The organism is Demequina muriae, from assembly GCF_030418295.1.
GTDB lineage: Bacteria > Actinomycetota > Actinomycetes > Actinomycetales > Demequinaceae > Demequina > Demequina muriae.
In genome coordinates this window covers 112,593-134,275 of sequence record NZ_JAUHQA010000001.1, presented here as the reverse complement: position 1 = coordinate 134,275, position 21,683 = coordinate 112,593, and the positions used below count along the sequence as shown (strand labels likewise).

Annotated in this window: 23 protein-coding genes; 14 read left to right on the top strand and 9 right to left on the bottom strand. The window is 70.8% G+C overall.

Going from position 1 to position 21,683, the window contains the following annotated elements; genetic code table 11:
* Window positions 1–84: 84 nt before the first annotated feature.
* From QQX02_RS00640 to QQX02_RS00600, 9 genes are all read left to right on the top strand, one after another.
* Window positions 85–1,824, top strand: a complete 1,740-nt coding sequence (locus QQX02_RS00640; RefSeq protein WP_301140564.1) for a cation:proton antiporter — start codon at window positions 85–87, stop codon at window positions 1,822–1,824.
* Entirely contained in the window at window positions 1,821–2,714 is an 894-nt protein-coding gene (locus QQX02_RS00635) for a phosphodiester glycosidase family protein (protein WP_301140563.1), read from the top strand. Before QQX02_RS00640 ends, QQX02_RS00635 begins: the two co-directional genes overlap by 4 nt.
* A gap of 51 nt (window positions 2,715–2,765) precedes the next feature.
* The gene (locus QQX02_RS00630; protein ID WP_301140562.1) at window positions 2,766–3,272 is read left to right on the top strand and encodes an O-acetyl-ADP-ribose deacetylase; all 507 of its coding nucleotides are present in this window, start codon (window positions 2,766–2,768) and stop codon (window positions 3,270–3,272) included.
* Between the two features lie 21 nt (window positions 3,273–3,293).
* Entirely contained in the window at window positions 3,294–3,623 is a 330-nt protein-coding gene (locus tag QQX02_RS00625) for a YnfA family protein (protein ID WP_301140561.1), read from the top strand.
* Between the two features lie 128 nt (window positions 3,624–3,751).
* Window positions 3,752–5,227, top strand: coding sequence for an Nramp family divalent metal transporter (locus tag QQX02_RS00620; RefSeq protein ID WP_436968488.1), 1,476 nt, complete (start codon window positions 3,752–3,754; stop codon window positions 5,225–5,227).
* 40 nt (window positions 5,228–5,267) lie between these two features.
* Window positions 5,268–5,885 (top strand): ArsR/SmtB family transcription factor, encoded by a 618-nt coding sequence (locus QQX02_RS00615; protein ID WP_301140560.1) that lies wholly within the window; start codon window positions 5,268–5,270, stop codon window positions 5,883–5,885.
* A complete protein-coding gene (locus QQX02_RS00610; RefSeq protein ID WP_301140559.1) occupies window positions 5,882–7,189 on the top strand; it encodes an MFS transporter in 1,308 nt (435 codons plus the stop codon). The genes QQX02_RS00615 and QQX02_RS00610 overlap by 4 nt, the downstream gene beginning before the upstream one ends.
* A 66-nt stretch (window positions 7,190–7,255) precedes the next feature.
* Entirely contained in the window at window positions 7,256–7,393 is a 138-nt protein-coding gene (locus tag QQX02_RS00605) for a hypothetical protein (protein ID WP_301140557.1), read from the top strand.
* Between the two features lie 223 nt (window positions 7,394–7,616).
* Entirely contained in the window at window positions 7,617–7,811 is a 195-nt protein-coding gene (locus tag QQX02_RS00600) for a hypothetical protein (protein WP_301140556.1), read from the top strand.
* A gap of 111 nt (window positions 7,812–7,922) precedes the next feature.
* On the opposite strand, the gene QQX02_RS00595 is transcribed toward QQX02_RS00600, so the two are convergent.
* Window positions 7,923–8,819 carry a glucose 1-dehydrogenase gene (locus QQX02_RS00595; RefSeq protein ID WP_301140554.1) on the bottom strand — a complete coding sequence of 299 codons (897 nt, stop codon included), beginning with the start codon at window positions 8,817–8,819 and terminating at the stop codon, window positions 7,923–7,925.
* Window positions 8,820–8,964: 145 nt separating this feature from the next.
* Here QQX02_RS00595 and QQX02_RS00590 point away from each other — a divergent pair, with 145 nt between their 5' ends.
* Entirely contained in the window at window positions 8,965–9,447 is a 483-nt protein-coding gene (locus tag QQX02_RS00590) for a hypothetical protein (RefSeq protein WP_301140553.1), read from the top strand.
* A 54-nt stretch (window positions 9,448–9,501) separates the two neighbouring features.
* Here the strand turns inward: QQX02_RS00590 and gnd are convergent, their stop codons facing one another.
* A complete protein-coding gene (gene gnd, locus QQX02_RS00585) occupies window positions 9,502–10,542 on the bottom strand; it encodes a phosphogluconate dehydrogenase (NAD(+)-dependent, decarboxylating) (RefSeq protein ID WP_301140552.1) in 1,041 nt (346 codons plus the stop codon).
* 49 nt (window positions 10,543–10,591) lie between these two features.
* The gene (gene zwf, locus QQX02_RS00580) at window positions 10,592–12,007 is read right to left on the bottom strand and encodes a glucose-6-phosphate dehydrogenase (protein WP_301140550.1); all 1,416 of its coding nucleotides are present in this window, start codon (window positions 12,005–12,007) and stop codon (window positions 10,592–10,594) included.
* A gap of 149 nt (window positions 12,008–12,156) precedes the next feature.
* On the opposite strand from zwf, the gene tal reads away from it, so the two are divergent.
* Complete coding sequence (tal, locus tag QQX02_RS00575) at window positions 12,157–13,275, top strand: transaldolase (protein ID WP_301140549.1); 1,119 nt, start codon at window positions 12,157–12,159, stop codon at window positions 13,273–13,275.
* A 66-nt stretch (window positions 13,276–13,341) separates the two neighbouring features.
* Here the strand turns inward: tal and QQX02_RS00570 are convergent, their stop codons facing one another.
* The 6 genes from QQX02_RS00570 to QQX02_RS00545 form a co-directional block, all read right to left on the bottom strand.
* Complete coding sequence (locus QQX02_RS00570; RefSeq protein WP_301140548.1) at window positions 13,342–14,004, bottom strand: hypothetical protein; 663 nt, start codon at window positions 14,002–14,004, stop codon at window positions 13,342–13,344.
* A gap of 48 nt (window positions 14,005–14,052) precedes the next feature.
* Complete coding sequence (locus QQX02_RS00565) at window positions 14,053–15,042, bottom strand: zinc-binding alcohol dehydrogenase family protein (protein WP_301140546.1); 990 nt, start codon at window positions 15,040–15,042, stop codon at window positions 14,053–14,055.
* A 58-nt stretch (window positions 15,043–15,100) separates the two neighbouring features.
* Window positions 15,101–15,727 (bottom strand): hypothetical protein, encoded by a 627-nt coding sequence (locus QQX02_RS00560; RefSeq protein ID WP_301140545.1) that lies wholly within the window; start codon window positions 15,725–15,727, stop codon window positions 15,101–15,103.
* A gap of 104 nt (window positions 15,728–15,831) precedes the next feature.
* On the bottom strand, window positions 15,832–16,869 hold the full coding sequence (locus tag QQX02_RS00555; protein ID WP_301140544.1) for an NAD-dependent epimerase/dehydratase family protein: 1,038 nt from the start codon (window positions 16,867–16,869) through the stop codon (window positions 15,832–15,834).
* 58 nt (window positions 16,870–16,927) lie between these two features.
* Complete coding sequence (locus tag QQX02_RS00550) at window positions 16,928–17,428, bottom strand: GNAT family N-acetyltransferase (RefSeq protein WP_301140543.1); 501 nt, start codon at window positions 17,426–17,428, stop codon at window positions 16,928–16,930.
* Between the two features lie 67 nt (window positions 17,429–17,495).
* On the bottom strand, window positions 17,496–18,479 hold the full coding sequence (locus tag QQX02_RS00545; protein ID WP_301140542.1) for a quinone oxidoreductase family protein: 984 nt from the start codon (window positions 18,477–18,479) through the stop codon (window positions 17,496–17,498).
* 70 nt (window positions 18,480–18,549) lie between these two features.
* Here QQX02_RS00545 and argC point away from each other — a divergent pair, with 70 nt between their 5' ends.
* From argC to argB, 3 genes are read left to right on the top strand one after another with little or no spacing between them, the layout of a single operon-like run.
* Complete coding sequence (argC, locus tag QQX02_RS00540) at window positions 18,550–19,593, top strand: N-acetyl-gamma-glutamyl-phosphate reductase (protein ID WP_301140541.1); 1,044 nt, start codon at window positions 18,550–18,552, stop codon at window positions 19,591–19,593.
* Window positions 19,590–20,765: a bifunctional glutamate N-acetyltransferase/amino-acid acetyltransferase ArgJ gene (gene argJ, locus QQX02_RS00535; RefSeq protein ID WP_301140540.1), complete on the top strand. Its 1,176-nt coding sequence runs from the start codon at window positions 19,590–19,592 to the stop codon at window positions 20,763–20,765. The genes argC and argJ overlap by 4 nt, the downstream gene beginning before the upstream one ends.
* Complete coding sequence (gene argB, locus QQX02_RS00530) at window positions 20,762–21,679, top strand: acetylglutamate kinase (protein WP_301140539.1); 918 nt, start codon at window positions 20,762–20,764, stop codon at window positions 21,677–21,679. Before argJ ends, argB begins: the two co-directional genes overlap by 4 nt.
* The last annotated feature ends 4 nt before the right edge of the window (window positions 21,680–21,683 follow it).

Genomic DNA, 21,683 nt, shown 5'->3' with positions numbered 1-21,683 from the left:
CACGCGGCGTCGGTGCGGTTCTCGCTGGAGAAACGGTGAACCCCATCGCAGTTCGGGGCTTCGCGCGTTGCCTACGATGGGCGGGTGGAACTCCTGGTCGTCGGCGTCATCGCGCTCGTCGCGATCGCCTTCGCCACGGTCCTGAGCCCCCGGCTCGGCATCGCCTCACCGTTGGTGCTGGTGGCGCTGGGCGTGGGGGCGAGCCTGGTGCCTTTCGGCCCAGACCTCTCGATCGATCCGCAGTTCATTCTGGCCGGTGTGCTCCCGCCGCTCCTGTACGCAGCCGGGGTGGCCGTTCCCGCCACGGACTTCAGGCGCGACTTCCGCTCGATCGGCGCACTGTCCGTCGCGCTCACGATTGTGACCACCGTGCTCATGGGTGCGGTCTTCTACTGGATGTTCCCGGCGCTGTCGTGGCCGTGGGCCTTCGCGCTCGGCGCGATCGTCAGCCCCACCGACGCGGTCGCGACGGCGATCGTCAAGCGCCAGGGAGTCTCGCCGCGCCTGGTGGCGCTGCTCGAGGGAGAGAGCCTGTTCAACGACGCCGCGGCGCTCGTGCTGCTCCGGGCCGCCATCGCCGCCACCGCATCGGCCGTGAGCCTCTGGACCGTCGCGGCCGAGTTCGTGGTGTCGATGGTCCTCGCGGTCATCATCGGGTGGATCGTGGGCCGCATCAGCCTGTGGGTGCGCTCCCGGATGACCGACGTGGCCGCCGCCACCGCGTTCTCCTTCGCGGTGCCCTTCATCGCCTCGCTGCCGACGGATGCGCTCGGCGCGTCCGGCCTGGTGGCCGCCGTGGTCGCGGGCCTGGTGAGCGGCAACGGCGCCGCCCGTCGGCTCTCGCCTCAGGTGCGCCGCTCCCACCAGCAGAACTGGCACACCGCCGAGCTCGTGCTCGAGGGGGCGATCTACCTCATCCTCGGCCTCGAGCTGCTCCAGACCATCGAGGACGTGAGCCAGGACGACCTCGGGGTGCTCTTCGCCTTCGAGGCCGCAGCGATGGTGCTGGTCGCCGTGCTGCTGACGCGGGCCGCATTCGTCGCGCCCCTGCTCGTCATCCAGCGTCACGCGGCCCAGCGGTCACAGCAGGTGAGACCGCGGCTGCGCAAGGCCGTCAACAGGTCGGGCACCGCCACAGGTGTCGCCCGCACGGCGCGTCGCCTGGTGCGGAGAGGGCACCCGGACGCCACGCGCCGCACGCGCGTGGAGGCGGTCAAGCGCAGGCTCGCACGCATGAACGCCGACCACGGCTACCTGCTGCGTTCCAAGCTCGGCCCTCGTGAGGGCGGCGTGATGGTGTGGGCGGGCATGCGTGGCGTCGTGACCGTCGCCGCGGCCCAGACGCTCCCGAGCGACACTCCCGGCCGGTCACTGCTGGTGCTCATCGCCTACCTGGTCGCGATCGGCTCGCTCGCAATTCAGGGCGGCACGATGTCATGGGCTCTCACGCTGCTGAAGCCGGCGCGCGCGGCCACCCCCGAGGAGCTCGCGGTCGAATCCGCGGGACTCACCGAGGTGCTCGACGCCGCCGTCGAGGACGAGCGCGAGCACCTGCGCGCCGTACGCCAGAAGTCGAAGGGCCGTCGCGCCGCGGAGGCGGACGACCGTGCGGATCCTCGCACCCTCAGTCCCACCGACGACCACGGATTCCCCGTGTCCTCCGAGGCGTCCGCCGCGGACGAGGACCGCGACCACCGCATCGCGCTCATCAAGGCCGAACGCGAAGCGCTGCTGGACGTGCGCGCGCTCGGCGCCTTCAGCTCCGCGTCGCTCGCCGCCGCGCTGGCGCAGCTGGACGCCGAGCAGATTCGGCTGGAGCTGTGACCGTCGCGCGCGCGGGCTCGAGATCACGTGGCCGTGCGACGGTGCGGGTGGTGGCCGCGCTCGGCGGCATCGCGCTGGCATCGACTTCCCTCGCGGCGTGCACGACGGCCGATGCGCCCACCCCGCCCCGCGTCACGGTCACCGCTGATGAGTCGCCGACCGCGACGCCTTCGGGGGTGCCCGGCGCGACGCCTGTGCCTGACCCGACCGGCGCATCGGCCGAGTTTCCCGGGGCGGTGGACGCCGAGATCGTGGCGCACGCCGACCGCAACTACCTGGTGGTGACGCTGCCTCTCGACGAGTGGGACGTGCGCGTCGACTGGGAGCCCGGCGGCACCATGCTGGCAGACGTGATCGCGGCGGACCCGACGATCGCGGCGGCCACCAACGCGGGCATCTTCACGCCCGAGGTGGTGCCCGGTGGGCTGCTGGTGAGCGACGGCGAGGAGCTGGTGGGATTGAATCTCGCGGACGGCGCCGGCAACTTCCACCTGATGCCGAACGGCGTGTTCGCCGTGCATGAGGACGGCACCGCCTCGGTGGTGGACAGCACGGAGTATTCGGGAGATGGCGTGGCCCATGCGACCCAGTCGGGGCCCGCGCTCGTGCTCGGCGGAGAGGTGCACCCCGAGTTCCGTGAGGGATCGGACAACCTGGCCCTGCGCTCCGGCGTGGGGGTCAGTCCGGACGGGACCACGGTGACGCTCGCGATGTCGTGGGGCGTGACGAATCTGTGGGACTTCGCCACGCTGTTTCGCGACGAGCTCGGCGTGGATGACGCCCTGTACCTGGACGGTCAGATCTCCGACGTGTGGGTGACGGGCATGGGGGCCCCGGGAGCGCTGTCCGGACCGTATGCCGGGATCATCACGGCACGTCCCGCGGGGTGAGTCGGACGCCCGGGTCTGCGGCCGGGCCCGATTCGGGCGACACTAGAGGGCATGACCGAGCTCTCCGTCCTTCGTGATGACATCACCACGCTCGCCGTGGATGCGATCGTGAATGCCGCCAACGAGACCCTGCTGGGTGGGGGCGGCGTCGACGGAGCGATCCATCGGGTGGCCGGCCGAGGGCTGCACGACGAATGCCGTGAGCTCGGCGGGTGTGAGCCCGGCGAGGCGAAGATGACGGGCGGGTACAAGCTGCCCGCCACCCACGTGATCCACACCGTGGGGCCGTTCTGGCGGGGCGGCGGTCACGGTGAGGAGGAGGTGCTCGCCGCGTGCTACCGCAACTCGATCGCATTGGCTGCAGGCCACGGACTGTCGATCATCGCGTTCCCGTGCATCGCGACCGGGACGTACGGGTTCCCGCAGGACCGCGCGGCCGACGTCGCCATCGCGACGGTGCGGGAGGCGGTGCAGGAGCACCCTTCGATCGAGGCCGTGATCTTCTGCACGTACTCCGACTACGAGTACGAGCTGTACATGGACCGCCTGAGCTCCTGACTCGCTGATAGCGTCTCGCCCATGCATGTGGCGCGCGTCCTCCTCCTGTTCGTCGCCGCCGCGCTCGCGGAGATCGGCGGCGCCTGGCTCGTGTGGCAGGGGCTGCGCGAGCACCGCGGTGCGCTGTTCGTGGGGCTTGGCGTCGTGTCGCTGGCGCTGTACGGCGTGATCGCCACCTTCCAACCCGACCCGCACTTCGGGCGGATCCTCGCGGCCTACGGCGGCATCTTCGTCGCCGGGTCGCTCGCCTGGGGCATCGTGGTCGACCGCTTCAGGCCCGACGCGTGGGACTGGACCGGAGCGACGCTGTGCCTGATCGGGGCAGGCGTGATGATGCTCGCTCCCCGCTGACCTGCGACAGCGCAGCCTTCGGCACCGCATCCTCCTGCACGCGCACCCGAATCTGACGTGACTGGTCCGATGATGGGTCTGCGGGCAGAAGTTCGGTGTACCGAAATCTCGATGCTAAGTTGAGAAGCATGCCTCTCACCCCCTCCGCCTCGCCTCACGTGGAGGCCTCGGAACGCGCACCGGTGCGCCGCCCTGAGCGGCGCCTGTGGATGCTGCTCGGACCCGCGTTCGTCGCGGCCGTCGCCTACGTCGATCCCGGCAACGTCGCGGCCAACCTCACGGCGGGCGCGGAGTATGGCTATCTCCTGGTGTGGGTGCTCGTGGTCTCGAACGCGATGGCCGTGCTGATCCAGTACCTCAGCGCCAAGCTGGGTCTCGTGACCGGCCGGTCCCTTCCCGAGCTGATGGGCGCACGGCTGGGTCGCGGCACCCGGCTGTCCTACTGGGGGCAGGCCGAGGTGGTGGCCGCCGCCACCGACCTGGCCGAGGTCATCGGCGGGGCGATCGCCCTGAATCTGCTCTTCGGGCTCCCGCTCGTGTGGGGCGGCCTCATCACCGGCGCCGTGTCGATGGCGCTGCTCGCCGTCCACTCCCGGAAGGGCCAGCGACCGTTCGAGTTCGTCATCATGGGCTTCCTGGCCATCATCGCGGTGGGCTTCCTCGCGGGACTGTTCGTGTCGCCCGTGGACTGGGCGCAGACCGCGGGCGGTCTGGTGCCGCGCTTCGCGGACTCCGGCACGGTCCTGCTCGCCGCCTCGATGCTCGGTGCGACCGTGATGCCGCACGCGATCTACCTGCACTCGGCGCTGGCGCGGGATCGCCACCTGCCCGGTCAGGCGGGCGCGGACGTCGCCGCCGTCAGGGTCGAGCCCCGCGACGTCACGGCGGCGGTCGAGCGCACCGCTGTGCCGGAGGCGAGCGTCCCGAGCCGCCTTGCGGGCGAGACCGATGCCACCGCGATCGCCGCGCCCGACTCATCGGCGGCGACGGAGTCTGATCGATCAGACACGACGACCCAGACGGGCCCTGGCGGGGGAGCCACGACCGCGCGCCTGCCCGTGCTGCTGCGCGCGACCAAGGTCGACGTGCTGTGGTCCCTGGTGATCGCAGGCTCGGTGAACATCGCGATGCTGCTGCTCGCCGCCGCCTCATTGCGGGGAGTCGGCGGCACCGACACCATCGCCGGCGCTCATGCCGCGATCGAGGCGAACCTCGGCCCGATCATCGGGGTGGTGTTCGCGGTGGGTCTGCTCGCGTCCGGACTGGCCGCGACGTCCGTGGGCGCCTATGCGGGCGCCGTGATCATGGGCGGCCTCCTGCACCGGCGCATCCCGCTGCTGACGCGCCGGCTCGTCACCCTCATTCCCGCCCTGGTGGTGATCGCCCTGGGGGCCGATCCCACGTGGGCGCTGGTGCTGAGTCAGGTCGTGCTGAGCCTCGGCATCCCGTTCGCGCTGATCCCGCTGGTCCGGCTCACCAACGATCGCGCGGTGATGGGCGAGCACGTGTCCGGTCTTCCGCTGCGCATGACGGGGTGGGCCGTGGTCGCGGCGATCGTCGCGCTGAACGTCGCGCTCATCGTCATCACTGCCACCGGAGGGTGACCGGTCGCACCGGGCGCCGCGACGAGGTACGGTCTATTCCATGAATTCATGGAATAGGGAGGAGCGGGTGCGAGCCGCCACCGCCGACTCCCTCGACGCCGTCGCGCGCGTCGGCAAGTGCCTCGCCCACGGCACCCGGGTCACGATGCTCGATCGACTGGCCCAGGCCGATCGGAGCGTGGGCGAGCTCGCCGACCTCGCGGGCGTCAAGCTGACCACCGCATCGGCCCACCTCCAGATCCTCAAGGACGCCGGTCTGGTCGAGACCAGGCGCGACGGCACGACCGTCGTCTACGCTCTCGCCGGCGATCATGTGACCGCGCTGCTGCTGCGGCTCTACGACGTGGTCGCACCGTTGACCGAGCCGGGCGCGCAGTCCCCGGCCGAGACCGGCCGCGAAGTGGTGCTCGACGTGCGTCCACCGCAGGAGTTCGCTCACGATCACTACGACGGTGCGGTCAACGTTCCCCTCGATGAGCTCGAGACGCGGGTGCGCGAGCTGCCCGAGGACGTGCCGTACGTCGTGTACTGCCGCGGCAGGTTCTGCTCGCTCTCGCACGATGCCGTCGAGATCCTGCGCGCGCACGGGCGCACGGCCCGCGTCACCGACGTGGGCGTCCTGGAGTGGCGCGCGCTCGACCGGGTGTCGGCCTCGTGACGGCCCCGTCAGAGGCGGCGCCCACGGGAGGCCCCACCGAGCGCGAGATCGCCCAGCGCGCCGTGCTGCGCACGCTGATCATCGCTCAGGTGCTGTCCGGCGCTGGACTGGCGGCAGGCGTCACCGTGGGAGCGCTGCTGGCGGCCGAGATGCTCGAGTCGACGTCCGCCGCGGGGGTGCCGGCGCTGCTCTTTGCCCTCGGCGCGGGCGGGTCCGCCGTGGCGATCGGCGCGATGTCTCAGCGGCGCGGACGCCGTGTGGGGCTCGCGTGGGGCTATGCGGCGGGCGCCCTCGGCGCGGTCGGCGTGGTGATGGCCGCCGCCATCGACTCGGTGCCCGTGCTGTTCGCGTCCCTCCTCGTCTATGGAGCGGGATCCGCCGCCAACCTTCAGGCGCGCTACGCAGGCGCCGACCTCGCTCCGCCCTCCCGGCGCGCCCGCGCATCGGCCGTGGTCCTGGTCGCGACGACCGTGGGCGCCGTCCTGGGGCCGCAACTCGCGGAGGCCTCGGGCTCGCTCGTCGAGCCCTGGGGACTGAGCGCACTGACGGGCCCCTTCGCGGTCGCGGCGCTCGCCTACGGCGTGGGCGCGGCCGTCCTCGCGCTGTGGCTCCGCCCTGACCCGCTGCTGCTCGCGCTCCGCCTCGGCGCACGGCCGGCCGATGCGCCGCCCGTCGATGCAGACGAGGACGGCGACCTGGGCGAACCCCGGTGGCGGCCGCGCGTGGTGGGCGCGATCGCTGCCATGGTGGGCACGCAGGCAGTGATGGTGGGCGTCATGACGATGACGCCGGTCCACATGACGGCGCACGGCCACACGCTCTCGGCGGCCGCCACCGTGATCTCTCTCCACGTCGCGGCGATGTACCTGCCGGCGCCGCTGTCGGGGTTCGTGGTCGACCGGTGGGGAGTGGTGCCGACCGTCGTTGCCGCGAGCGTGACCCTGGCCGCTGCCGCCGCCACCCTGGCGCTCGCCCCTGGAGAGTCGCTGGTGCCCATCGCGATCGGCCTCACGCTGCTGGGACTGGGGTGGAGCCTGGGGATCGTGGCGGGCACGCAGGTGCTGTCCACGGCGCCTCCGCTGGCGAACCGTGCCCGGCTCCAGGGCAGGGCGGACTTCTTCATCGCGGCCTCGAGTGCTGCCGGCGGGGGAGCGTCTGGTGTCATTGTCGCGGGCTCGAGCTTCGCCGCGCTGGCGTGGGGAGGCGTCGCGGTGGCCGTCGCCGTTGCGCTGGTGGCGCCGTCGTTGCGCGCCAATGTCACGAATCGGCAAAATGTCCTTCCCCTCGATCGCTTCGAGGGGTAACGTCGTCCGGGTTGCACCGCGGAGCCGCTGGCTCCGGGGCCGATTCACCCCAGGAAGGAGAACGCCATGATGATGAATATCGCCATCACGCCGCGCACTGTCGCGCGCGCTCGTGTGCTGTCCTTCCACGCCCGCGGTCAGATCATGACCGCGGCGGCCGGCAGCTCGCGAGGTCGCTCGCGCCTGCAGGCTGACCTCGGCTGAGTCCGCTGCTGCGGCGCCGAGCCGCCCGCGCTGACTGCCCCCGATCCATCCTCACGGATGTGATTCCTCCACGCCTCACCGCGTGATCACGCCCGTCCCGCCGCGCCCGAGCGCAGCGCCACCGGGCGTCCCCTGACGTCCACCCGCATGCCCGCCGTCGTTCATCGACACGCGCCTGCGGGCCGGAACACCCTCGCTCATCGAGCGCGAGGGGAGGTGAATCATGTATCTCCAGGATCCCGTCTCGCTGATGGCCCTGCATCGCGCGGACCACCGCGAACTCGTCGCCGACGCGCAGTACGCGCGTCGCCGTCGGGCGCGCCGTTCCCGTCTGGTGCGCCGTGCGTACGTCCGCGCGGTGCGCCGCATGCGCGCTGCGCGCAGCGTGCTGACCCTGTCCAGCCGCGTCGCCCCGTGAGGGGCGGCGCGGCTGGGCGCCGTGCTCGACGTCACAGCGCCGTGCTCGATGTCACTGGGCCGTGCTTGACGTCACCGGGCCGTGTTCGACGTCACGGGGCCGTGCTCGATGTCACGGGACGGGCATGCCGCCGTTCACGTTGATGGTCTCGCCGACGACGTAGCTGGACTCGGGCGACGCCAGGAAGACGTATGCCGGAGCCATCTCGACCGGCTGGCCCATGCGCCCCAGCGCGGTGACCTCGCCGAAGCTCTCCAGCTTCTCCTGGGGCTGCCCCTCCGTCACCTGCAGCGGGGTCCACACGGGTCCGGGCGCCACGGTGTTGACCCGGATGCCCTGCTCCGCGAGCTGCATCGCGAGGCCCTTGGTGAAGCCCACGATCGCCGCCTTCGTCGTCGCGTAGTCGATGATCACCGGCGACGGCTTGTAGGACTGCACCGAGCTGGTGTTGATGATGGTCGACCCCGGACCCATGTGCTGGAGCGCGTCCTGCGTGATCCAGAACATCGCGTAGACGTTGGTCTTCATGGTCCGGTCCAGGTCGTCCTCGCTGATGTCGGTGAAGTCTTCGTGGAACACCTGGTGCCCCGCATTATTGACGAGGATGTCGAGGCCGCCGAGCGCGTCCACCGCCTTGGCGACGAGCTCGCGACAGAAGTCGCGGTGCCGGATGTCGCCCGCGATCAGCACGGCCTTGCCGCCCTCGTGCTCGATCAGCCCGCCGATGCGCTCGGCGTCCGTGCGCTCCGACTCGAGATAGTTGATCACCACGTCGGCGCCTTCGCGGGCGTAGGCGATGGCGACGGCCGCCCCGATCCCGGAGTCGCCGCCGGTGATGAGCGCCTTCCGGCCCTGGAGGCGTCCGGTGCCGCGGTAACTCTCCTCGCCATGGTCCGCTTGCGGGTCGAGGTCACGGTCGAGGCCGGGCAGCGGCTGCTTCTGCTTCTTCCCCTTGAGGTGCGAGTAGCGCTCGGCCGGGTTGTCGAACGTGAGCTGGTCGAAAGACATGGGTGCCTCCGGTGGTTGCGGGTGCGGTGCGGGCGCGCCGAGGTGGCGGCACGCCCCTGTCGTGGGGGACAACCGCCTCGCCACGCGAAGGATTCCTTCCCGGGGAGGAGTGGCGCCGGCCGATGCGCGTGGCAGGGTGGTCGCCATGGTCGCCTTCCGCTCGCGCGAGTATCTTCACCAGAACCCCGCCGCCCGCTGGATGCTCGGGGGCGCCGTGCTGCTCTGCGCGGTCGCGTTCGCGGCGGGTGGGATGTGGGGCGAGCAGGGGGAGTCGGCGACGGCGTGGGCGACCGGCGCGGTGGTCGTCGCCGCGATGACTTCGCTGTTCTGGGCGTCGCTCACCGTCACCGTGGATCACACCCACGTGCGCGTCTCTCTCGCGGGCCTGGTGAGGAAGGAGATCGCTCTGGATGACATCACCGCGGTGGAGCAGCGCGCATACCGGCCGATCAAGGACTTCGGCGGGTGGGGATGGAGATGGAGCCACCGGCTCCCGAACGCGGTCGCGTACACCACGCGCGGTGACTCTGCCGTCGTCCTGACGGTGCGCGGCGGCGGTGAGGTCTATCTCGGCGTCGACGACGAAGCCGCGCTGCTCGACGTGCTGAGGGCCCGCATCGGCGCCTGAGGCGCCCGCGCATCGGCGCGGTGGCGGGAGTGGGGCGGAGTCCGCCCGCCGCGGCTACTCGCCCGTGGGGCGCTCGACGTGGCCGCCGAAGCCCTTGCGCATCGCGGACAGCACCTTCTCGGCGTAGAGATCCTGGTCGCGCGACGCGAACCTCGAGTACAGCGCGGTGGTGAGGACGGGCGTGGGCACGCCCTCGTCGATCGCCGCGATCGAGGTCCACCGGCCTTCACCGGAGTCCGACACATGGCCCGTGAACTCGTCGAGGTCGGGGTCCTGGTGGAGCGCCTCGGCCGTGAGATCCAGCAGCCACGATCCGACCACGGAGCCGCGACGCCACACCTCCGCGACGGCGGCGGTGTCGATGTCGTACTGGTAGAACTCCGGATTCGCGAGGGGCGCGGACTGGCCCTCCGCCTGACGCTCGGGCGTGCCGACGTCTGCATTGCGCAGCAGGTTGAAGCCCTCGGCATACGCGGCCATCATCCCGTACTCGATGCCGTTGTGGACCATCTTGACGAAGTGCCCGGCGCCGCTGGGGCCGCAGTGCAGCCACCCGCGCTCTTCGCTGGACGGTTCGCCGTCCCGTCCGGGCGACCGTGGCGCCGCGTCGACGCCGGGAGCGATGGTGTCCCAGATGGGGCGCAGGCGATCGACCGGCTCCTTGTCTCCACCGATCATCAGGCAGAAGCCGCGGTCGAGCCCCCACACTCCGCCGGACGTGCCGCAGTCGACGAGGTGGATGCCGGACTCGGCGAGCGTCGCCGCGTGTCCGATGTCGTCGCGGTAGTAGCTGTTGCCGCCGTCGATGACGGTGTCGCCGGGCTCCAGCGCCGCCGCGAGCGCTGCGATCACGCCGTGAGTGATCTCGCCGGCCGGCACCATCACCCACACCGCGCGCGGTGCCTCGAGCGCGGTCACGAAGTCCGCGATGTCGTGGACCGGCACCGCACCGTCGGCGGCGAGCGCGTCGATCGCCGCGGGGGTCACGTCGTGGGCGGCGACGGTGTGGCCGTCCGCCATCAGGCGGCGACTGAGTCCCGCGCCCATGCGTCCGAGTCCTACCATGCCGATCTGCATCGGGGTCGTGGTGGTCATATCGTCTCCTCGTCGTGTCCGGGTCCTGCGAAGGCGGTGCGCGCGGTGGTCAGGCGGGATGGGGGTCGACGCGTGGGTTGAGCCACGGGCCGTCCTGGCCGATGAGTCGGCCAGCGGCCTCCTCGGGGCCCCAGCTGCCTGGCTCGTACGGGATCGCCGGAGTGTGGTCGGTGAGGATCGCATCGACCACCCGCCACGCGGCCTCGACGGAGTCCTCGTGGGTGAACAGGGCGCTGTCGCCCCGCAGCGCGTCGGCGAGGAGCCGCTCGTAGGGCTCGACCTCGAGGGGGCTCTCGGTGGGCAGCCGCAGCTCCTGCTCGTGGCCCACGAACTCCTCGCCGGGACGCTTGACGCGTACGCCCAGGCCGATCTCGCTGACGGGCGACAGCCGGAACCTCAGGCGGTTCGGATGCTGATCGGGGTCGAGGGCGTCCTGGAACAGGGCCTGCGGGGGACGCTTGAAGTTGACCACCACCTCGCCGGCGGAGACGGCCAGAGACTTGCCGGTGCGAATGTAGATGGGCACGCCCGCCCACCGCCACGAGTCGATGTGGATCTTGACGGCGGCGTAGGTCTCGACGTCGGAGTTCGCGGCGACGTCGGGCTCGTCGCGATAGCCGCGGAACTGGCCTCTGACGTAGTCGTGCCGGGTGAGGGGGCGCATGGCCTTGAAGACATTCACCTTGGCGGACTGCACGGCGCCGTAGCCCTGATAAGCGGGGGCGTCCATGGTGAGCAGCGCGACCACCTGGAACAGGTGGTTCTGAATGACGTCCCGCAGGGCGCCGGCCGACTCGTAGAACCCGCCGCGGCCGCTGACCCCGAAGTCCTCGGCGAGCGTCACCTGGATCGACTCGATGTATGTGCGGTTCCACAGCGGCTCGAACATGGCGTTGGCGAACCGGAAGTAGAGGAGGTTCATGATCTCCTCCTTGCCGAGGAAGTGGTCGATGCGGAAGATCGCCGGCTGATCGAACGCCTGGGTGATCACCGCGTCGAGCTCCTGCGCACTGGCCAGGTCGCGGCCGAAGGGCTTCTCGACCACGACCCGCCCGTTCTCGTGCAGTCCCACCGCCCGCAGGCCCTCGACCACCGTGCCGAACAGCACGGGAGGGATCGCCAGGTAGTGCGTGGGGGCCGCGCACTCCGCGAGCTCGTCGCGCAGGACGGCGAAGGTGGACGGGTCGTTGTAGTCGCCGTCGACGTAGCGGAGCAGGCCGAGCAGGCGGTCCATCGCCTCCTCGTCGTCGATGCCGCCCTCGGACGCGGCGACCGACTCGCGCGCGCGCTCCTTGAGGTCGTCGACGTCCCACTGCGAGAACGCGACTCCCACCACCGGCACGTCGAGGTCTCCTGACTTCACCATCCGGTACAGCGACGGGAAGATCGACTTGCGTGCGAGGTCTCCGCTCGCGCCGAAGAAGACGAGCGAATCGGACCGGGTCTCGGGGGCGGCGCCGGGCATGGGGGCTCCTTTCAGGAGCAGGGACGATTCCACTCACCACCCTACGTGCGCCTCGCCGCGCGTGCGCCCCACGCCCTCTACGGAATGCGCGGCCCCGGGCAACACGTTGACGACGGCAGACCTCACCCCGACGCGAAGGAGCCTGTGCCATGTCCGAGACCGCCCACCCCTCTTCCCTGGCCGCCCTGTCTCAGGCGGGAGTGTCGATCTGGCTCGACGACCTGAGCCGCGAGCGACTCCGCTCCGGCACCCTGGAACGCGACATCGAGGACAGTTCGATCGTCGGCGTCACCACCAACCCGTCGATCTTTGCGGCTGCGGTCGCGGGCTCCGACCAGTACGACTCCCAGATCGCCGACCTCGCGGCTCGTGGCGTGGAGGTCGACGAGGCGGTGCGAATGATCACCACCGCCGACGTGCGCGAGGCGTGCGACGTGCTGCGGCCGGTGTACGAGGCCACGGACGGCGTCGACGGACGCGTGTCGATCGAGGTGGACCCGCGGTTCGCGCGCGACACCGACGCGACGATCGCCGAGGCGAAGCAGCTGTGGTGGCTCGTGGACCGGCCCAATGTGATGATCAAGATTCCGGGCACGGTCGAGGGCCTTCCCGCCATCACGCAGGCGATCGCGCTCGGAATCTCGGTCAACGTGACCCTCATCTTCTCGCTCGAGCGCTACCGCGAGGTGGTCGACGCCTTCCTCGCCGGGCTCGAGCAGGCCCGGGACAACGGCCATGACCTGTCGCGGATCGGCTCTGTGGCCTCGTTCTTCATCAGCCGCGTCGACGCCGAGGTCGACGGACGGCTGGATGCGATCGGTCCCGACTCGCCGGCCCGCGGCACCGCCGCCCTCGCGAACGCGCGGTTGGCGTTCGAACACCACGAGCAGGTGCTGGCCTCGGACCGCTGGGCCGCGCTCGCGGAGGCCGGCGCGCACCCCCAGCGCCCGCTGTGGGCATCCACGTCCGTGAAGGACGACGCCTACGCCGACACCTTGTACGTCGACGAGCTCGTGACGGCTGGCACCGTCAACACCATGCCCCAGGCGACCATCGACGCGTTCGCCGACCACGGCGTGGCAAAGGACGGGGACTGGGACACGGTGCGCGGTTCCTACGAGCAGGCACGGGCCGACTTCGCTCGTCTGGCCGATGCGGGCGTCGATATCGACGACGTGACGGCGCAGCTGGAGGACGAGGGCATCGAGAAGTTCGTGGCCTCGTGGGAGGAGCTGCTGGCGACGGTGAAGACGCAGATGGGCGCCTGACCGTCAGCCCTGCGTGAGCAGGTGCGCGTCGGTCAGGTCGAGAGACGCGTCCGGTCGAGAGCCGGGTCAGGTCGAGGGCAGATCGCCGCAGCGCTCGAGCGTGTACTCCAGGATCGTGCCGATCGCGCCCGCACCCTCCGCGGCCGTCTGCGCCACCCCCGGTGCGCTGAGAAGCGTGATCGTGGCGTTCGTGTACTCCTCCATCGTCGCCGCGCCCGCGGCGGCCTGGGCCTCGGGGCGCGCGAACGCGTCGAGGTACTCGAAGTACGCCGTGAACGATTCTGCGGCCTCGTCGTTCGGTACCGCGGAGCTCGTGTCGTCCCATGGCGAGTCGCCCACGCGCTCCTGAGCGGCGGTCCATGCGGCCACCACCCGATCCATCGCCGCGAGCATGTCGTCTGCGGCGTCGTTCATGAGATCCACGTCGCCGCCGTTGTCCTCGACACCCGTCTGGGCGCTCTTCAGGTCGGTCGCGTCGAGCAGGTCGGTCAGGGCAAGGTAGCCCTCGTCGGCCGCATCGCAGTAGGGATCCGCACCTGGCGGTGCCGGTGCATCGGACGAGCCCTGCCCACTCTCGGTCGGCACCGGCGTGCCTGTGCCGTCCACGCCGCCGCTCGGTGTCGCGTCGACGGGCGCCGGATCGGGTGCCGCGTCTCCGGCGCACGCCGTCAGCGCGAGCGCGAGCGCAGATGTGGACGCGAGCATCGTCAGGACGTGTCTGAGCCGCATGGTGCCTGAGTATGGCCCAGATGCCACCCGCGCGGTACCCCGGCGAGGTCAGCGGTGGACCACGACCTTGCCGATCATCGCCTGAGACTCGACCAGGCGGTGCGCCTCACGCATCCCGTCTGCATTGAAGTCGTCGATGTAGTGCGTGGCGGTCGGCATCACCTCACCACGATCCACCAGGTCGGCCACCGCGCTCAGGATCCGGGACTGCTCCGCGATGTCCCACGTGCCGTAGCGCGACCGCGTGAACATGTACTCCCAGTGCATGCTCGCGGACTTGGCGAAGAGCGGCAGGAGCGACTCGTCGGTACCGTCGATCGACACCACGTGCCCGAACGGCTTGAGCACCTTCGCGAAGGCCTCGACGTTTCCGCGGGTGTACGACGAGAAGATGTAGTCGACGCCATCGGGAGCGAGGTCCGTCACTGCGGACACGAGGGAGCGATGGTCCGCCACCGCATCGGCGCCCATGCGCAGCGCCCACGCCTCGGACTCGTGGCGGGACGCGGTCGCGATCACGCGGAGCGCGGTGAGCCGCTTGGCGAGCTGGGTCAGGATCGAGCCCACTCCGCCAGCGCCGCCGACGATCACCATGGTGCCGTGGTCCTCACGGTTCAGGCGCAGGTGGTCGAACAGCGACTCCCACGCGGTGAGTGCGGTGAGCGGCAGCGACGCGGCGTCCGCGAACGTCGCCGACTCGGGCTTGCGGGCGACGATGCGGTGATCGACGGCCTGCCGCTCGGCGTTGGACCCCGGCCGGGTCGCGTCGCCCGACCACCAGACCTCGTCGCCCTCCTTGAGCCCATGGACGTCGCTTCCCGTGCCGATCACCACGCCGGCGCCGTCGTAGCCCGCGATGAGCGGACCGCGCCCTGCCTTGTGTGAGCGTCGCTTCTTGACGTCGACGGGGTTGACCGACACCGCCTCGACACGCACCAGCACGTCGAGCGGGCCGGGCTCCGGCTCGGGCACGTCCGCATCGTGCAGCGCCCGAGGGTCGTCGAGGGGGAGTCCCTCATCGCTCACGATTGCGTGCATCTGGTGGCTCCTGTCCGCGTGACCGTCCCGGCCACGCTCCTGAGATCGTGCATGGTGGTCACGAGATCCGCCTCGTCACCGCGTCAGTCACCGCTGCCGCATCGGTCCATCCCAGTCCGGCCGTCGCGAGCGCCTGGCGCATCACGAAGGTGCGGCCGTCCTCGTCCTCCATGAGACCGCGGGCGAGCGCCTCGAGGCAGTCGAGCACCGACTGCTCGATCAGCCATGCCACGGCGCGCGGGGAGACGTCGGCCCGCAGCGTGCCGTCGTGAGCGCCCCTGGCCACCGCATCGGCGAACAGTGCGCGAGCCGGCGCGAGGGTCTCTTCGACGGGGACCCGCAGGTGGGCGCGCACGCCCAAGGTGATGAAGGGGGCGACCGGCTCCTGGTCGTCCCACAGTCGCGCGACCAGCAGGGCGATCTGCTCCGCAGGAGTGCCGTCCTCGAGGACGGCGCCGCGCGCGATCCGGCGGGCGCCGCGCATGATCACGCGATCGATCACTGCCTCGCGCGTGCCGAACCTGGCCCGCATCTCACGCAGCTCGACCCTCGCGTGGCGACCGACATCCGCGAGCGACGCCTCCGGCGACGCGACGAACACCCGGACCGCCGCCTCGAGCACATCGTCGTCGGACACGACCACGGCGTTCCCGGGACGGGCGCGGTGGAAGCGGGGAAGTCTCACCTGTCCAGGGTACGACCCCGCTCGCATCGCGCGCCGGGACCAAGGCACCGGCGCGCGTCGCAAGGGCGGACGATGCGGGCGGCGCGGCCGATGCGCGAACGCGGCTAGGCGCCAGCGTCCGCCAAGGCGCGCCGGTAGATCGCGCCGAGCCTGTCGAACATCGCGTTCGCGTTCTCGTCGACGGTCTGCCGGTCCGGGTGTGCCTCGAACCACGAGATGGCCTCGGCGACGCCCTCGTCGAAGGGGATGCGAGCGCTCCAGCCGGGCACCAGGGCCGCGATGCGGGACGTGTCGTAGACCGCGGAGTGCATCTTGTCGCCGTAGATCGAACCGGCCTGCGAGGGAGCCGCCGCCACCAGCGCATCGGACGGCACGCAGACCTTCTGGGACTCGAACTGCTCGTCGCTGAGACCGGCGGCGCGGGCGATCTCGCGGTAGAGGCCGGTCCAGGTGAGCGCCTCGTCGGACGTGATGTGCACGGCGGTGCCGATCGCATCGGCGTTCCCCAGCAGCCCCAGGATGCCGGCGGCGACGTCGCGAGCGTGCGTGATGGTCCACAGGGCCGTCCCGTCGCCGGGGATCAGGATGTCGGCTCCGCGACGCATGCGATCGACGATCGTCCACGGGTGGCGGGAGTTGCCGGTGTACGCCGGGATCTTCGACGGGCCGTAGGTGTGCGCGGGGCGCACGATCGTCCACGGCAGCCCCTCGGAGGCGCGCAGGACCTGCTCGGCCTTGAGCTTGAGGCGCGCGTACTCCCAGTGGAGGTTCTCCTGACCGGTCTCCTCGGTCAGGAACTGGAAGCGCTCGGCCGTCCGGTAGGACGCGCCGGTGGCGATGAGGACGTACTGGTCCGTCAGGCGCGCGAAGGTCTCGGCGTCCTCCGCGACGTGCTCCGGGGTGAAGGCCACGCACTGCACCACGGCATCGAAACGCTCGCCGCGCAGCTGCCGCCCGCGCAGCGCCGCACGCATCGCGGCCGCGTCGGTCGCATCGGCGTGGATGACCTCGGCGCCCTCAGGCGGGGGAGCGACAGGGGAGTTGCCGCGGTTGATGAGGGTGAGGGAGTCGCCACGGTCGGCCGCGAGGGCCGCGAGCTCCGATGAGATCAGTCCCGTGCCGCCGACGATGAGGATGCGCATGCTCCCGATGGTACGGGCACGCGCATCGGCCGCCCGGACCCCAGCCAGTCAACGGTCGTCAGTCGACGGGTCGAGACAGCAGCGCGACGCGTATCGCCCCGCCCTTGGTGGTCTGCTCGCCGAGCTGGCGGAAGCCCATGCGTTCGTGGAAGTCCATCGAGCGCGGGTTGGGCGGGTCCAGATTGACCTCGGCGGTGACTTCGGTGGCGCCGCGCTCGCGCGCACGCTCGAACACCGACTCGTACAGCGCGTGACCCACGCCGGTGCCCCGCGCGGTCGCGGCGACGACGATCCGGTCGATGTACTGGTGGCGCACCCCGCGGTCCTCGAACCAGCGGTAGTTCTCCGAGGCGTAGGGGGTGCCGTGTCCGAGGCTCAGCAGGAACGCGATCACCTCGCCGGTGCGGTTGAGCGCCACGAGCGACACGTCGCACCAGTCGATGAGCTCTCGCAGCTCCTCGTCCGACAGCAGCGTGACCGCTGGGACGGCCGCGGTGTTGAGCGCGAGAACGGCGGGCAGGTCGGACTCTCTCATCACACGCATGCGCAGGTTCTGCATGTCCACATTGTGCCGTGTCGATGTCACGGGCGTGTGTCGCGGCGGGGTCTCGGGCATGTCGCCCGCGCTAAGGGTGCAGCAGCACCTTGCCGGTGGTGCCGCGTGACTCCAGAGCGCGATGAGCCGAGGGCGCATCGGACAGCGGGTACGAGGCGCCGATGCGCACGTCGAGCTCGCCGGCGGCCACGGCAGTGAACAGGTCACCGGCTCGCCAGGACCGCTCCTCGTCCGTGCGCAGGTAGTGCACCATCGAGGGGCGCGTCACGGACAGGGAGCCCCCGTGGTTGAGGCGCTGCAGGTCGAACGCGGGCACCTGGCCAGAGGCGCCGCCGAACACCACGAGTGTTCCCCTCATCGCGAGCGACGCGAGCGAGCCATCGAAGGTCGCCGCGCCCACCCCGTCGTACACGACATCAACGCCCGCGCCGTCCGTCAGCCCGCGCACCGCTCGCGGGAGGTCCTCGCTCATGTCGGCGAAGTCCTCGTAGCGGATCACCTCGGACGCGCCGGCGGCCCGGGACAGCTCCTCCTTGTCGCCGCGCGACACGGTCGTGATCACGCGCGCGCCGCGCGCCGCGGCGAGCTGGGTGAGCAGCAGGCCCACTCCGCCGGCGCCGGCATGCACCAGCGCGGTGTGCTCGGGCCCCAGCGGGAAGGCCGATGCGCTCAGGAAGTGGGCGGTGAGTCCTTGCAGCATGAGCGCTGCGGCGGTGTCGAGGCTCACGCTGGCGGGAACCCGGTAGGCATCGTGCCGGGAGAGCACCACCTGCTCGGCATACGAGCCAGCGGTGCCCGCCCACGCGAGGCGGTCGCCCGGCGCAGCCCAGTCGACGTGCTCGCCGACGGCGGTGACCACGCCTGCGCCCTCGAGGCCCGGCCGGAACGGACGTGCGACGTCGTAGACGCCCGAGCGCTGGTACGTGTCGATGAAGTTGACGCCGCTCGCGGCCACGTCGACGAGCACCTGACCCGTGCCGGGGGTGGGCGAGGGGGCGTCCACGACGCGCATCACGTCGGGACCGCCGGGGACATCTGCCTGGATCGCCTTCATGCGTCCCATCCTCGCACCGGCCACGGCGGGCGCGGCCTCGGACTATTCAGACTGATGTATAGTTATGCGCATGGCGATTTCAGTGGCAGTCTCCGGCGCGTCCGGGTACGTAGGGGGCGAGGTGCTGCGTGTCTTCAGCGAGCATCCCGAGGTGGAGTTCGGTGCCTTGACGGCCCACTCGTCGGCGGGCGATCTGCTGGGGGTGCATCAGCCGCACCTGCGCACGCTCGCGGACCGCACGATCGTCGAGACCAGCGCGGAGACCCTCGCGGGTCACGACGTCGTCGTCCTGGCCCTGCCTCACGGGGCCTCGGGAGCGATCGCGGCCCAGCTGCCGCCCGAGACCCTGGTGATCGACTGCGGCGCCGACCATCGCCTGGCCAGTGCCGAGGCGTGGGCCGAGTATTACGGCGGCGAGCACTCCGGCACCTGGCCCTATGGCATGCCCGAGCTGATCACGGCCGACGGCCACCAGCGCGATTCCCTTGCGGGCGTCAAGCGCATCGCCGTTCCCGGCTGCAACGTGACCGCGGTGACGCTCGCTCTTCAGCCCGGAGTTGCCGCAGGCGTTGTGGACCCCACGGACATCGTCGCGGTGCTGGCCAACGGCTACTCGGGTGCCGGCAAGAAGCTCGCCACGAATCTGCTCGCCTCGGAGGGCCTGGGAGCCGCCTCCGCGTATGGCGTCGGCGGCGTGCACCGCCACATCCCGGAGATCGTGCAGAACCTCGGATCCGCAGGCGGTGAGGATGTCCGCATCAGCTTCACCCCCACGCTGGTCCCCATGGCGCGCGGCATCCTGGCGACGGTGACGGCACCGCTCGCGCAGGGCGTCACAGCCGACGAGGTCCGCGCTGCGTGGGAGTCCGCGTACGCCGACGAGCCGTTCGTGCACCTGCTGCCCGAGGGCCAATGGCCCACCACCGCCGCCACTCTCGGCGCGAACACCTGCCTCGTGCAGGTCGCCGTCGACGAGAAGGCCGGACGCGTGGTGGTGATCAGCGCGATCGACAACCTCGTCAAGGGCACGGCAGGCGCGGCGCTGCAGTCAATGAACCTCGCGCTGGGCCAGCCTGAGACCACCGGACTTCAGCTGAGGGGAGTGGCACCGTGAGCGTCACCGCAGCACAGGGCTTCGTCGCATCAGGCGTCGTGGCCGGCATCAAGTCGACGGGAGCCAAGGACGTGTCCGTCGTCGTCAACGAGGGGCCGTCCAAGGTCGCGGCGGGCGTGTTCACCACGAACCGCATCGAGGCCGCTCCGGTCACCTGGTCGCGCGAGGTCGTGTCCGACGGTCGCGCCGACGCCGTGATCCTCAACTCGGGCGGCGCGAACGCCTGCACCGGCCCCGAGGGCTTCGCCGACACGCACCGCACCGCGGAGCACGTGGCTCATGCCCTGAGCCAGACGGGCCGCGAGGTCGGTGCCGGAGACGTCGCCGTCTGCTCGACCGGTCTGATCGGACTGCGCCTCCCCATGGACACGCTGCTCGCGGGCGCCGATGCGGCGATCACCGGCCTCTCGCACGACGGCGGTGACGCCGCGGCCGAGGCCATCATGACGACCGACTCCAAGCCCAAGACCGCTGTGGCGGGCCGCGACGGCTGGACCGTCGGCGGCATGGCCAAGGGCGCGGGCATGCTGGCGCCCGGCATGGCGACCATGCTGTGCGTCGTCACCACGGACGCCGGGATCGATGCGGCGACCGCGAAGGCGGCTCTCGCATCGGCCGTCGCACGGACGCTCAACCGGGTCGATTCGGACGGCTGCATGTCCACCAACGACACCGTGCTGCTGATGGCGAGCGGCGCCTCGGGCCAGACCCCGGATCCGAGCCAGTTCGAAGCGGCTCTCACCGAGGTGCTCGCCAGCCTCTCCCGTCAGCTGGTCGCCGACGCCGAGGGCGCGAGCCACGACATCGCCGTCACTGTCGTGAATGCCACCACCGAGCACGCCGCAGAGGAGGTCGCGCGCGCCATCACCCGGTCGAACCTGTTCAAGGCCGCGATCTTCGGCAACGACCCGAACTGGGGCCGCGTGATCTCGGCTGCCGGCACGGTGCCGGAGGAGGTCGCCCCGTTCGACCCCACGCTCATCGACGTCTCGATCAACGGCGTCCAGGTGTGTAGGGCGGCAGGCGTCGGCGACGACCGCGATCTCGTTGACCTGACCGGCCGCGAGGTGACCGTGGTCGTCGACCTGCACGCAGGTGACGCCACAGCGACCGTCTGGACCAACGACCTCACCCACGACTACGTCCACGAGAACAGCGCATACTCCTCATGAGCCACGACATCGACACTCCGGACCTCACGCCCCAGCAGAAGGTGGGCGTCCTCATCGACGGCATGCCGTGGATCGAGTCCTTCAAGGGCGCGACCGTGGTGATCAAGTACGGCGGCAACGCCATGATCGACGAGACCCTCAAGAGGGCGTTCGCCCAGGACGTGGTGCATCTGCGCCTGCTCGGCCTGTACCCCGTCGTCGTCCACGGCGGCGGCCCGCAGATCTCCGAGATGCTGAACAAGCTGGGGATCGAGTCCGAGTTCAAGGGCGGGCTTCGCGTCACGACGCCCGAGGCGATGGACGTGGTGCGCATGGTGCTGACGGGCTCCGTCTCACGTGAGCTCGTCGGCCTCATCAACGACCACGGACCGCTGGCGGTGGGACTGTCCGGCGAGGACGCCGGTCTCCTGCAGGCCAAGCGCCGTCACGCCGACATCGACGGGAAGAAAGTCGACGTGGGCCAGGTGGGCGACGTCGTCAAGGTCAACCCGGCAGCGGTGGAGGACATCATCCACGCGGGACGGATCCCCGTGGTGAGCACGGTCGCTCCCGACATCGACGACCCGACCACTGTCCTGAATGTGAACGCCGACACCGCAGCGGCCGCCATCGCCGTGGCCCTGCGCGCGCGCAAGCTGATCATGCTCACCGACGTGGAGGGTCTGTACGCGAACTGGCCCGATCAGAGCTCGCTGGTGCGCCGCATCCACGCCACCGACGTCGAGAAGCTGCTGCCCACCCTCGCGTCCGGAATGGTGCCCAAGATGGAGGCGTGCCTGCGCGCGGTGCGCGGCGGCGTGCCCCAGGCGCACATCATCGACGGGCGCGAGCCTCACTCGATCCTCACCGAGATCTTCACCTCTCGCGGCATCGGCACCATGGTGCGCCCCGACGACGTCGATCTGTGGGCATGACATG